Genomic DNA, 13,388 nt, shown 5'->3' with positions numbered 1-13,388 from the left:
ATTATAATATTATTTTTAACCCTTTGTAAGGTTAATTTCTATAGTGAGAATGATTCCCCACACCCGCAGGTTCTATTGGCATTTGGATTGTTAAAAACGAATCCTTTTCCGTTCAATCCTCCAGAAAATTCCAATATTGTTCCTGCTAAATAAAGGAATGATTTTTTTTCGACAGCGATAGTGATGTCGTTGTCAATGAATATTTTGTCGTCTTCGCCTTTGGTTTTGTCAAATTTTAAATCATAAGACAAACCAGAGCATCCACCGCTTTTTACGCCGACTCTCACGTAGTCAACGGCGGCATCAAAACCATCGTCTTTCATCAAATCAATGATTTTCTTTTTGGCAGTATCAGAAACTTGTATCATGTTTAGGTAATATTTGTTTTATGTTTTGAACATAAATAGCTTAAAATGAATCTCTAAAAAGAGAACATAATTCTGTAAAGCTCTTTTATGTACTATGTTTATTTCGTCTAAATTAACTGCAAAGATACTATATAAAATGCTTTTTCCCATAGTTGATAACATTTATATAACTAATGTCAAAATAGAAATTTGTTATATATGGTTAGAATTAAGCCATCCGATTTTGCTAAATTGCAGGTTATTTTAAACTTTAAGACATACTAATGAAATAAACATGTCCTAAGATTGGTCGCAAATACCAATGATGATATGCGAATTACATATGACTTATAATAAAACAATAAATATCAACATATGAAACTTTATCCAATAGAAACAGGCAATTTTAAACTCGATGGCGGAGCTATGTTTGGTGTAGTGCCCAAAACCATTTGGAACAAAACTAATCCAGCCGACGAAAATAATCTGATAGATATTGCCGCTAGGTGTTTGTTGATTGAAGATGGAAACCGATTGATTTTGATTGACACTGGAATGGGGAACAAACAATCCGATAAGTTTTTTGGATATTACTCGCTTTGGGGCACTCATTCTATGGACAAATCGTTAGCTAAATACGGTTTTCACCGCGATGATATTACGGATGTTTTTATGACGCATTTGCATTTTGACCATTGTGGAGGAAGTGTGCAATGGAATAAAGAGAAAACTGGTTACGAACCTGCTTTTAAAAACGCAAAATTCTGGAGTAACTCAAATCATTGGGAATGGGCCACAAAACCGAACAACAGAGAAAAAGCTTCCTTTTTGTCTGAGAATATTTTGCCAATGCAGGAAAGCGGGCAGTTAAATTTTATTTCGAAACCCGAAAGCGATTTTGGTATTTCAAATGAATTAGGATTCGGAATTTTTTATGTTGATGGTCATACCGAAAAAATGATGATTCCACATATTAAATATCAGGATAAAACGATTGTTTTTTGTGCCGATTTAATTCCAACTGCGGGGCACTTACCTCTGCCGTATGTAATGGGATATGATACTCGACCGTTATTGACCATGCCTGAAAAATCTAAATTTTTGAGCGCAGCCGCCGATAACAGCTATTATTTGCTTTTGGAACATGATGCTCACAATCAAATTATAACAGTTGAGCAAACGGAGAAAGGTGTGCGATTGAAAGAAGTTTTTAGGTGTGAAGAGATTCTTTAAATAATAAGTTCAATATGTTTAAAATAAAAAAAACCATTTTCAATTGAAAATGGTTTTTTTATTTTAAAGCAATTATGTTATTCAACTATAATTTTTTTAGCGGTATTGGCTCCTTCACTTTCTAAATAGATATAATAAACTCCAGTTGGAAACCCCTCCAAATGCAACGTATTGTCATTCGCTCCGGAAGTAAACGTAGTTGTCTTGATTAACTTTCCTAAAGCATCGTAAACGGTTGCTTTTTCAAGTACAATGTTATCGATATGCAATTCTCCTTTGGCAGGATTTGGGTAAATGGCAACTTTGTCAAAAACAGAATCTTCAATTCCTAAAGTACAAGTTTCAGAATAAATTGTGGTAGATTCTTTAATTTTAGACCAATTTGTATTTGAATAAGCAACGCTATCTACTTTTACACAACCCAAAGAAGTAAGTCCTAAGAAACTTGTCCCTTGTGTGTTAGCCGTGTTTTTGGCTGTTTGTGATTCCACAATAAGGTTCTGGTTGTTTCCATTTTTCAAATTTATATATACAAGCGGATTACCTGTAACATATAGTATTTGAAGATTAGTATTTTTAGAAAGATCTAAAGAAATAAGTTGGTTGTTGCTACAATTTAAAGTGGTTAATGCAGTAAAATTTTCAATTCCAGTTAAATCTGTAATATTACTATTTGAAAGGTCCAAGGTTGTAATTGAGTTTACGTCCGCAGGGGTAATTTTTCCGTTTAAACCATCTGTATCAATTCCTAAATCAATTAGCTTTTGTTCAAAAGAAGAATCGGGAATTAAAGCATATAATGGACAATCTACATTGTAATTTGCAGTAGCATCTTTCTTATCAGCCCAATTCGTATTTGAATAAATAGCATTATCTACCTGAATGCAGGTAAGTTTTGGATTGTCTATAAATGATATAGTATTAAAATGTGAATTATAACCATTCTTTAAATTCAAATAGGTTAACTGATTTGAATTACAGGAAAAATTCCATAAATCCTTATGATTACTGACATCTAGTGCGGTTATTTGATTAGAAGAGCAATCCAAATAGATTAATTTCGTTTGGTTACTTATATCCAATGCAGTTAATTGATTTGAAGAGCAATACAAAGCTTCTAATTCTGTGTTTGCTCTTATATCCAATGCGGTTAATTGATTTGAATCACAGGACAATGACCATAATGCCGTGTTTTTAGTTATATCTAATGCCGTTAACTGATTAGAAGAACAACCCAGGTAGTTTAATTCTTTTTGATTACTAATATCTAATGTTGTTAATTGATTAGAAGTACAAATCAAGCTCGTCAATCCGGTATTTATACTTACGTCTAATGTTGTTAGTTGATTAGAAGAGCAATTTAAACTATATAAATATTTATTTGTACTTATATCTAATACACCTAATTGATTAAAAGAACAATCCAAAGATCTCAACATCGTCTGATTTTTTATATCTAATGCCGTCAATTGATTTGAAAAACAATTCAGAATCATTAAACCTGTATTTTTACTTACATCTAATGTTGTTAATTGATTATAAGAACAATGTAGCGTTTCCAATGCTGTATTTTTACTGATATCTAAGACTGATAATTGATTTGATGAACAATTTAAAGTAGTCAAATCAGCAAAATCCTCAATTCCTTTTAAACTTTTAATTTCTTTTTCTGAAACATCTAAAGAAGTTAGAGTGTTGATTCTAGATCTATCAACTTTTCCATTTAATCCATCAGTGTCAATTCCTAAATCAATTAGTTTTTGTTCAAAATTTGAATCGGGTATAAGTGTATAAGGATTACAGTTTGTGGAATAACTTGCTGTGACATCTTTTGCACCAGCCCAATTAGCATTCGAATAAGTTTCATCATCAACTTGGATACAGGTTAAGTCCGGATTTCCTGTGAAATTCAAAAGCTGAGTATCGAAATGAACGTTGCTTCCATTTTTCAGGTTCAGATTTAATAATTTGTTATTCTGACAAAGTAAAAAGATGAAGTAAATATGTTTAGAAAGATCCAATTCAGTTATTTGATTGTCATTACAAAATAAAGAGTTCAACATTAAATTATGAGAAAGATCTAAATTTGTAACTTGATTTGATTGACAGTTTAAAAATCCAAGTGAGCTGTTTTTTGAAACATCGATAGTGGTTACATTATTGCCAGAGTAAGAAAGAGCACCTAATATGGTGTTTTTAGAAACATCTATAGTGGATATTTTATTATTATCAAAATATAAGGTGACCAGTGAAAGGTTTTTGGAAACATCTAAATCAGATAGTAGATTTGTGTAGCAATATAAAGCTCCCAAAGAAAGATTATTTGAAACATCTAAAGAAGTTATATAGTTGACTTCACATCTTAAACTTTCTAAAGATAAGTTCTTAGATACGTCTAGAGCAGATAATTTATTGTAACTGCATTCTAAGCTAGTAAGTGCCAGATTTTTAGAAACATCCAGCATTGTTAAATTGTTAACATTACAAATCAATTCTTTTAAAGAAGTAAAATCTTGAATTCCTGTCAAATCTGAAATTGAACTTGAGGAAACATCCAATGCAGTCAATTTATCCACATTTGAAGTTAACACTTTTCCATCAGCCACACCGGAATCGATACCGAGAGAAATCAACTTGTTCTCAAAATTAACATCAGGTATATAAGTATATAGATTTGAAGTTGCACAGTCTGTATTAAAATTTACAGTATTGTTTTTAATTGAGCTCCAATTCGCATTAGAATAAATCGGATCATCAACTTGTATGCAACTGAGAGTACCGGATGTCAAAAAACTTGTGTAAAAAGCAGTGGCATTTTTTTTATTCGTGACCGATGGCAAAATAAAATTTTTATTGTTCCCATTTTGAATATTTAAATACGAGAGAGGGTTATTATCTAAATACACCAGGTTAAGGTTGCTGTTTTTTGACAAGTCTAAGGAAGTAATTTGATTTGAAAATGCAATTAAGGTTTCTAATAATATGTTATTGTTTAAATCGAGAGCGGTTAATTGATTAGAGTAACTATACAAGTATTTTAAATTTGCATTATTAGAAACATCAAGACTAGTTAATTGATTTGAGTCGCAAACTAAATTTTTCAGATTTACATTTTTAGAAACATCAAGACTAGTTAATTGATTTGAACCACAAGATAAGTTAGTTAAATTCACATTGTTAGAAACATCAAGTGATGTTACTTGATTTACATTAAGTATAAAATCTGTTAAGCTCACATTTTTAGAAACATCAAGACTAGTTAATAGATTTTCATGACAGCTCAAAAACGCTAAATTTATATTGTTTGTAACATCAAGATTGTTTATCTGATTTGTTTCACAACTTAGTTGATTCAAATTAATATTTTTTGAAAGATCAAGAGCAGTTAATCGATTGTTGAAACAAATTAAGTCTTTCAAATTTATATTGTTTGAAACATCAAGAGTCTTTAATTGATTAACATTGCACAATAAACCAGTTAAATTAACATTTTTGGAAACATTAAGACTGGTTAATTGATTTGAGGAACAGTTCAAAAGTATTAAATTAATATTTTTTGAAAGATCAAGAGTTGTTAACTGATTTGAATAGCAAAACAAGTTTTCTAACCCTTTAAAGTCTTCTATACCTGTTAAATCAACAATTGATTTCGAACTTATGTCTAATGTTTTAATAGTGGCTATATTTGATGTTGGAACTTTCCCGTCAGGAGTTCCTGAATCAGACCCATTGTCAATTAAGGCATTTTCAAAATTTATATCTGGAATAAAAGTGTAGGTATCACAATTAGTGCTAAAATCTGCTATTGCATCTTTAACGCTATTCCAATTTAGATTGGAATAATTTTCATCATCCACCTGTATACAACTTAAGTTGGGATTAGTAGTGAAATTTAAATTTGATGTTATTAATGCTAAATTATTCCCATTTTTTAAATTTAAACTTGTAATAAAATTGTTGTTACACATCAAACTAGTTAAATTCACATTATTTGAAATATCTAGACTGGTCAATAGATTTGAGTAACAGTATAAGTTTATTAAATTTAAATTATTAGAAACATTTAGATTCGTTAATTGATTGCCATAACAAAACAAGTCTGTTAATTGATTATTATTTAAAACATTTAAGGATGTTAATTGATTTGAGCCACAATTTAAGTATGTTAAATTAATATTCTTTGATAAATCCAGACTAGTTAATTGATTTGAGGTACAATATAATGCTGTCATTGCAGTAAAGTCCTGAATACCAGTTAAATCAACTATAGATTTATTAGTAACATCTAAGGTAGTAATTGATGCTATATTTGATGTCAGCACTTTTCCGTCCGGCATTCCTGAATCGATCCCTTTCTCTATAAGTACATTTTCAAAATTGACATCGGGTATAAGTGTGTAAGGAGTACAGTCTGTAGAGTAATTTGCTGTGACGTCTTTTATATTAGCCCAATTCGCATTAGAATAAATCGCATCATCAACTTGTATGCAAGTTAAGTTTGGATTTCCTGAAAGGATTATATGGTCATTTACTAATAAAGTGTTTTTTGTATTTTTTACATTCAAACTCAAAAGGTCGTTTGAAGAACAATTTAAATAAGTTAAAGCCACATTTTTTGAAACATCCAGATTAGTTAATTGATTATTGGCACTATGTAAAAAAGTTAATTCTACATTTTGTGAAACATCTAAAGTAGTTAATTGATTTTCGCGACAACTAAAAGTATCCAAAGCTATATTTTTAGAAACATCGATAGTGGTTAATTTATTGGTAGAACAATGCAAAGATTTTAAAACTAGGTTTTTAGAAACATCCAGAGCGGTTAATAGATTGTCATTACAGCCTAAATTAACCAAAGTTAAATTATTAGAAACATCTAGAGTGGATAATTGATTTTGCCCACAAACAAATTCAGTCAAAGCTATATTTTTAGAAACATTGATAGTAGTTAATTGATTGGAGTCACATAAAAAATAGGTCAAAGCCACATTTTTAGAAACATCTAGAGATGTTAATTTATTGGAGGCACAGTTAAAAGAATTCAAACCCAAATTGTTAGAAACATCCAAAGAAGTTAATAGATTGTAGGAACAATAAAATTCATTCAAAAGCACATTTTTAGAAATGTCAAGAGATGTTAATTGATTGAAATGACAATGTAAATAATTTAAAGCTACATTTTTAGAAATATTGAGAGTAGTTAATTGATTTCGTGAACAATCCAAATTAGTCAAAGCCACAAAATCCTGAATTCCTGTCAAATCACTAATTGAACTTGACGAAACATCCAGTGAGGTCAATGTGTTAATACTGCTAGTCAACACTTTCCCATCCACGTTACCAGAATCAATGTCGAGAGCAATTAATTTGTTTTCAAAATTAATATCTGGTATTAACGTATAAAGATTATTAATTGTTACATCAACTGCTGTTCTTGTGCTTTCACATCCGTCGATTGTTTGTGAAACATAATATTTAGCTGTTTGCAGTGTAACCGATAAATCTAAAGCAATTCCTTCGGTAATGTCATTGTACCATTTAATATCTGATCCGGTAGCTTGTAAATTGGCAACCGTAGCATCACTATTGAAAATCTGTGCAGTTGCAGCTGGAGGAGGTGTTTGATTTGGAGCGATAACAACTGAATATAAAACCAAACAACCGTTAGCATCTATTGCTTTTACCATATAAACTCCCTCGGATAAGTCAGTAAATACATTTGAACTTTGGTATGGATTAGCGGAAAGAGAATATAGGTATGGAGGCGTTCCTCCAGTTGCGGTTAGAGTTATACTCCCTTGGCTATTGTTATTACAGTTTGTATTAGTGACGATTACCGTACATAAAAGAGCTGTGGACTGTGTAATGGTAACACTTTTGGTGATTGATAACGAAGCAGCATCTGTTACCGTACAGGAATAATTCCCTGCGGTCAATCCCGTAATGGTAGCTGTTGTTTTACCATTAGACCAAAGATAGGAATAAGGAGCAGTACCTCCCGACGGAGTTACCGTGGCAGAGCCATCTGCACTACCAGCACATCTTACATTGACTTGGGATGTCGTTGCACTTAGTTCTTCTGGACTATCTAAAAATGTTAAAACATTCTTGTTGGTATTTATTCCGTCACCTAATTGACCTACCGAATTTCCATTCCAAGCCCATAAACGCCCATCTGTTTTTGATCCAACAGTGTGATTATATCCGGAAACAACAGTTTTTAAGCAATTCGCGTTTATTTGAAATCCTGAAAGTATTAGAAATAATAGTAAAGTTTTTTTCATGTAATAACGATTTGGGATGGTTAATAGGTATAGTTTTTAGTATCATACAACAAAACAATTAACATTATTGCTCTTAGTTATTTACCGTTAAAACAACTTGCATAATCTCAAAGTCTGTAGTGTTTTAATTGGTTTTTTTAGAGTTTTTTTTTGTTTTCTTAGAGTTTAAAATACCTAAAAGTAACAAAAAGCAAATAGTTTTATTTTCATATGAAAAGCTTTATGATTTAGGTTATTACAAGAATACGAAAACCAATTTATTTTCTAAAGTTTTTGTTAAAATATTTTAAAATTTGTATTTTTCTCACAAAATTTACTTCCAAAAGCATTTTATCATAAAAAACCGTTAATGATCGATTAATATCTAAATTACTTCCGCTATTTTTGGAACATATTCATATTAATGGGAAAACTACAAAAAATGAAAAAAATAAACTTAACCTCAATAACATTACTGGCTGCTTTGTCTTTATGCCTTTCGGCCAATGCGCAAACAGCTACAACTTATGTTGCAAAAAAAGGAGAATTAAGCGAACCTGAATTACAAAGATGGTCACATCTGGATTTGGCCAAAGATAGTGTTCCGGGAATGAGTGTGGATAAAGCTTATGCGGAATTACTTAAAGGAAAAAAAGGAGTAAAAGTGATTGTTGGAATTATAGATTCGGGTGTTGATATTGAACACGATGATTTGAAATCGGTAGTTTGGACCAATAAAAAAGAGATTGCAGGAAACGGAATCGATGACGATAAAAACGGTTATATCGATGACATTCACGGTTGGAATTTTCTTGGAAATGCTGGACATGAAACTCTAGAAATGACCCGAGTTATAAAAAAGGGGGATGATGGTTCGGTGACATACAAAAGAGCATTGGCGGCTTATGAAGAAAAGTATAATAAAGCAAAGGAAGAAAAACAGCAAATGGATTTCTTAATTGCTACCGATAAGGCAATTCAAAAGCATTTGAATAAAGAAAATTATACTATTGAAGATTTGAACGGAATCGTAACAACTGATTCCAATTTGTCCAGAAGCAAAATGATCATGACCCGTATCATGAGTAATGCAGGTCCGAATTTCAGAACTGAAATTGAAGAATACACAAAATATGTTTACGACCAATTGGACTATAACTTGAACAAAGAGTTTGACGGTAGAAAAATTGTAGGAGATAATCCAGAAGATATTAAAGACACGAAATACGGAAATAATATTGTTTACGGACCAGACAAGGAAGATGCACTTCACGGAACCCACGTTGCTGGAATCATTGCACAAGTAAGAGGTAACAATATTGGTGGTGACGGAATTGCTAATAATGTAGAAATTATGGCCGTTAGAGCAGTTCCAGATGGAGATGAGTATGATAAAGATATTGCTTTAGCAATTCGTTATGCAGTAGATAATGGAGCTAAAGTAATCAACGGAAGCTTTGGAAAAAGTTATTCTCCACACAAGCAATGGGTTTTTGACGCTATAAAATATGCCGAAAAGAAAGATGTGTTATTTGTTCATGCTGCTGGAAACGATGGGAAAAATATTGACTTGTCAGAAAATCCAAGTTTCCCAAATGACTCCGAAGACAATAAAAAAGAATTCGCCTCGAATGTATTGACTATTGGTGCTTTGGATAATAAATACGGAGAAAATGTAATTGCAGATTTTTCAAACTATGGAGCTTTCAACGTTGATGTTTATGCGCCTGGAACAGAAATTTATGCAACGGTTCCTAATAACAAATTCAAATATGAGCAAGGAACTTCTATGGCTTCACCAAATGCTGCTGGAGTTGCTGCCTTAATTCGTTCGTATTACCCAAAATTATCTGCCAAACAAGTGAAACAAATTTTGATGGATTCTGGAACTCCACTTCCTATTAATGTAGTTTTGGGAGAAAATAAAGAACCAAAAACATCTGTTGATTCATCAAAATCAGGCAAAATGGTCAATGCTTACAATGCTTTATTGATGGCCGAAAAAATGTCTAAAAAATAATTTAACTACTATTAATCCGATGGAAGAGTTTTTGATTCTTCCATTTTTTTATTTTAAATACTATGCGCAAACTCTTCTTATTTACTTTATTCTCCCTAAGTATTGGGAATTTATTCGCCCAAAAATCGGGTTACTGGCAACAACAGGTTGATTACAAAATGGATGTCACTATGGATGTCAAAAATTATCAGTACAAAGGAAAACAAGAATTGGTTTATACCAATAACTCTTCAGATACGTTGAAGAAAGTGTATTATCATTTGTACAATAATGCTTTTCAACCGGGAAGCGAAATGGATGCCAGATTGCAAACCATCAAAGATCCAGATGGGCGTATGGTGACCAAAATAAAAGTGGATGGTATAGACGTAAAAGAAAGTCGAATCAAAAATTTGAAGCCGAATGAAATTGGATATTTGAAAATTTCCAATTTCAAACAAGATGGTGTTTCAGCTGTTGCTAAAGAAGTGGGAACGATTCTAGAAGTGACTTTGGCTAAGCCAATTTTACCAAATTCAAAAACAACTTTTACTCTAGATTTTGATGGTCAAGTACCATTACAAATTCGTCGTTCGGGACGAAATAATGCTGAAGGAATCGAATTGTCGATGGCGCAATGGTATCCAAAAATGGCCGAATTTGACTTTGAAGGTTGGCATGCTGATCCTTATATTGCAAGAGAATTTCACGGAGTTTGGGGAAATTTTGATGTAAAAATCACAATTGATAAAGATTATACTTTGGGAGGTTCCGGTTATTTGCAGACGCCAAACGAAATAGGTCATGGTTATCAAGATGCTGGTGTTACGGTAGTTTATCCAAAAAAAGCAAAAACATTAACGTGGCATTTTATAGCACCAATGGTGCATGATTTTACTTGGGCTGCCGATAAAAATTATGTACATGATGTAGTAAAAGGACCTAACGATGTAGATTTACATTTCTTTTACAAAAACACACCTGCAGTAGTCGAAAACTGGAAAAAATTAGAACCTTTGATGGTAAAGGTGATGGACTTTTATAATAAAATCGTAGGCGATTACCCATACAAACAATATTCATTTATACAAGGAGGTGACGGCGGAATGGAGTATGCCATGTGTACCTTGATGCTAGGAAACGGAAAATTGGAAGGAATGTTAGGTACCGCAGCACATGAGTTGGGACATTCTTGGTTCCAACATATTTTGGCATCCAACGAATCCAAACACCCTTGGATGGACGAAGGTTTTACCTCTTATATCGAAGATTTGGCTCTGAATGAATTGAACGTTAAAAAGGAAGAAAACCCATTCAAAGGGAATTATGCCACTTACTATAAATTAGTGGAATCTGGGAAAGAACAACCATTATCTACACACGGGGATCGTTATGACGAAAACCGCCCTTATAGTATTGCATCTTATGTAAAAGGAAGTTTGTTTCTGTCGCAATTGATTTATGTTATTGGTCAAGACAACGTGAACAAAACGTTGAAAAAATACTATCAAGAATTTAAATTTAAGCACCCATCACCAAACGATATCAAGAGAACTGCCGAGCGAGTTTCGGGAGCTAATCTAGATTGGTACTTGGTAGATTGGACAGAAACATTAAACACTATCGATTACGGAATCAAAGATATCAAAGAAAACGCCGACAAAACAACGGTAACTTTAGAACGTATCGGTAGAACGCCAATGCCTATTGATTTACTAGTAGAATATACAGATGGAAGTAAAGAGAGTTTCTACATTCCGTTACGCATGATGAGTTTTGAAAAAGAAAACCCAACTCCAGCCATTACAAGAACGGTTCTTAACGATTGGGCTTGGGCGTATCCTACTTTTGAGTTCAATATTTCAAAACCAAAGGGGTCTATCAAGAAAATCACCATCGACCCAAGCGGTTTAATGGCAGATATCAAACAAGCAAATAATGTTTACGAAGTGAAATAATTTTTGTTCACAAAGCATAAAAGGCTCTTTTAAAATGTAACGTTTTAAAAGAGCCTTTTTTAGTTAAAATTATTGGGAGGTGCCACCATAAAGAGAAGAGACCAGCTTATCACAACGGTGATTCGGTCCCTTCTCTTTATGCTGTCGGGCTATACGCGCTACTTCGGTAGCTAGCTTCTATCCCTCACCCGTACATAACAGCATTAGTATAAACTTAGAAATTTAGAGTTATCAATTAGATTTTGCAGAGTCTTTGAAACAATCTTAAACCTCAATAACAACAGCTTCCGCTTCTTTTGAGATCAATTCAGATTTAGTTTTTCTGAAAGGAAATAATTTTCTGTAACTTAGAATTCTCCAAAGCCATTCTATTGGGCCGTAATTGAATTTGGAAAGCCACCATTTGCTAATAAATAATTGAATAATGAATACAAAAACAGCCAAAAGAAAGTAAGACCAATAAGGCAGGGTATTATATAATTTTAAACCAACACCTGAGAAAATAAGAAAAGCCAATAAGTTTTGAACGACATAATTAGTCAATGTCATTTTACCCGAAAGTCTGAAATAAGCAAAAATGGTTTGTAGTTTATTATGATTGTACAAAATACAGATTCCCGAAGCAATACAAAGCATTGTACTTAATATTAACCAATAACCAGGTCTGAAATAAGTTGGAAAAACTAGGTCTTTTGAAAAAACAATTTCAAAAATAGAAATGAGTAGAAGTGCAATTGCTAGACTAATAAAAAATGTCTTTTTTAAGTTTTTTTTCAATTCGGGCAATCTAGTAAAAAAAGTTGTTTTTTGAGCATAAAACCCCAATAACATACAAGCAAACATTATTATGTGGACTGTTATTGCATAAGTTAAATTTAGCATTTGACTGTAATAAGTACCCAATAGATTGTACTCAAACACATCTAACCAGTTACTTGAATGATACAACTGTAAATATTTAGGATCAGAATACACATCAGGAACTGCATATTCAAGTGTATTGACATAACCGGAAATTACAGGAATAGTGAGTAAAAGAAACAAACTCACCCTAAGAATTGTTTTTGGAGAACACTTATAAAACAATAATAAAATAAGGCCCAGAAAAGCATAATCTTTCAATATATCACCTAACCAAATAGCCGAATTAAAAAAAGCTAACACAAAAAGAATCAACATTCGCCATGCAAAAAAGCCAACGGGATTTTTGCCTTTATTCGCCATATTTTGGATCAGAATTGCAAAACCATAACCAAATAAAACACTCAGTAATGTCCAAGATTTGGCTACAAAAACATATTGATGAATATTTCCAAGAACTGTCGAGAATATATTTTTAGCACTGGAATCGATGGGTATGCCAATGTATTTATAATCGACATAATTACCAATGACAACTCCCAGTAAAGCCCAGCCTCTTAGAATATCAACAATTGGGGTTCTGTTATTATCTTCAATAGGTTTATAGGTTTTGTTCATGTTTTAAAATTGAGAAATGGGTTAGTTTTGGTTTTTTAAAAAACCCAAATGTAGGAAAAATAAAAAATCACCAAGTAAGATTTTTAAATATCTTATTGGTGATTTTTTT

At 32.2% G+C, this 13,388-nt stretch carries 6 protein-coding genes; 3 read left to right on the top strand and 3 right to left on the bottom strand.

Annotated features, from left to right (window positions below; all coding sequences use genetic code 11):
- Positions 1 to 38: 38 nt before the first annotated feature.
- Positions 39 to 368 (bottom strand): HesB/IscA family protein, encoded by a 330-nt coding sequence (locus J2W95_RS08265; RefSeq protein ID WP_310005839.1) that lies wholly within the window; start codon positions 366 to 368, stop codon positions 39 to 41.
- Between the two features lie 354 nt (positions 369 to 722).
- Between J2W95_RS08265 and J2W95_RS08260 the strand changes: the two genes are divergently transcribed.
- Positions 723 to 1,580, top strand: a complete 858-nt coding sequence (locus J2W95_RS08260; protein WP_310005837.1) for an MBL fold metallo-hydrolase — start codon at positions 723 to 725, stop codon at positions 1,578 to 1,580.
- A gap of 77 nt (positions 1,581 to 1,657) precedes the next feature.
- On the opposite strand, the gene J2W95_RS08255 is transcribed toward J2W95_RS08260, so the two are convergent.
- On the bottom strand, positions 1,658 to 7,864 hold the full coding sequence (locus J2W95_RS08255) for a T9SS type A sorting domain-containing protein (protein WP_310005834.1): 6,207 nt from the start codon (positions 7,862 to 7,864) through the stop codon (positions 1,658 to 1,660).
- A gap of 421 nt (positions 7,865 to 8,285) precedes the next feature.
- Here J2W95_RS08255 and J2W95_RS08250 point away from each other — a divergent pair, with 421 nt between their 5' ends.
- Positions 8,286 to 9,863, top strand: a complete 1,578-nt coding sequence (locus tag J2W95_RS08250) for a S8 family peptidase (protein WP_310005832.1) — start codon at positions 8,286 to 8,288, stop codon at positions 9,861 to 9,863.
- A 62-nt stretch (positions 9,864 to 9,925) separates the two neighbouring features.
- On the top strand, positions 9,926 to 11,800 hold the full coding sequence (locus tag J2W95_RS08245) for a M1 family metallopeptidase (RefSeq protein ID WP_310005830.1): 1,875 nt from the start codon (positions 9,926 to 9,928) through the stop codon (positions 11,798 to 11,800).
- Between the two features lie 264 nt (positions 11,801 to 12,064).
- Here the strand turns inward: J2W95_RS08245 and J2W95_RS08240 are convergent, their stop codons facing one another.
- The gene (locus J2W95_RS08240; RefSeq protein ID WP_310005828.1) at positions 12,065 to 13,279 is read right to left on the bottom strand and encodes a DUF418 domain-containing protein; all 1,215 of its coding nucleotides are present in this window, start codon (positions 13,277 to 13,279) and stop codon (positions 12,065 to 12,067) included.
- Positions 13,280 to 13,388: the final 109 nt, after the last annotated feature.

Origin of the sequence: Flavobacterium granuli (assembly GCF_031456055.1) — a bacterium.
GTDB classification, from domain to species: Bacteria; Bacteroidota; Bacteroidia; order Flavobacteriales; family Flavobacteriaceae; genus Flavobacterium; species Flavobacterium granuli_A.
This window is presented reverse-complemented; position numbering and strand designations above follow the sequence as displayed.

Excerpts from the sequence above, each read along its gene's own strand:
- J2W95_RS08250 (WP_310005832.1), top strand. The coding sequence starts at position 8,286 with ATGAAAAAAATAAACTTAACCTCAATAACATTACTGGCTGCTTTGTCT.
- J2W95_RS08245 (WP_310005830.1), top strand. The coding sequence starts at position 9,926 with ATGCGCAAACTCTTCTTATTTACTTTATTCTCCCTAAGTATTGGGAAT.
- J2W95_RS08255 (WP_310005834.1), bottom strand. The coding sequence starts at position 7,864 with ATGAAAAAAACTTTACTATTATTTCTAATACTTTCAGGATTTCAAATA.
- J2W95_RS08240 (WP_310005828.1), bottom strand. The coding sequence starts at position 13,279 with ATGAACAAAACCTATAAACCTATTGAAGATAATAACAGAACCCCAATT.
- J2W95_RS08260 (WP_310005837.1), top strand. The coding sequence starts at position 723 with ATGAAACTTTATCCAATAGAAACAGGCAATTTTAAACTCGATGGCGGA.
- J2W95_RS08265 (WP_310005839.1), bottom strand. The coding sequence starts at position 368 with ATGATACAAGTTTCTGATACTGCCAAAAAGAAAATCATTGATTTGATG.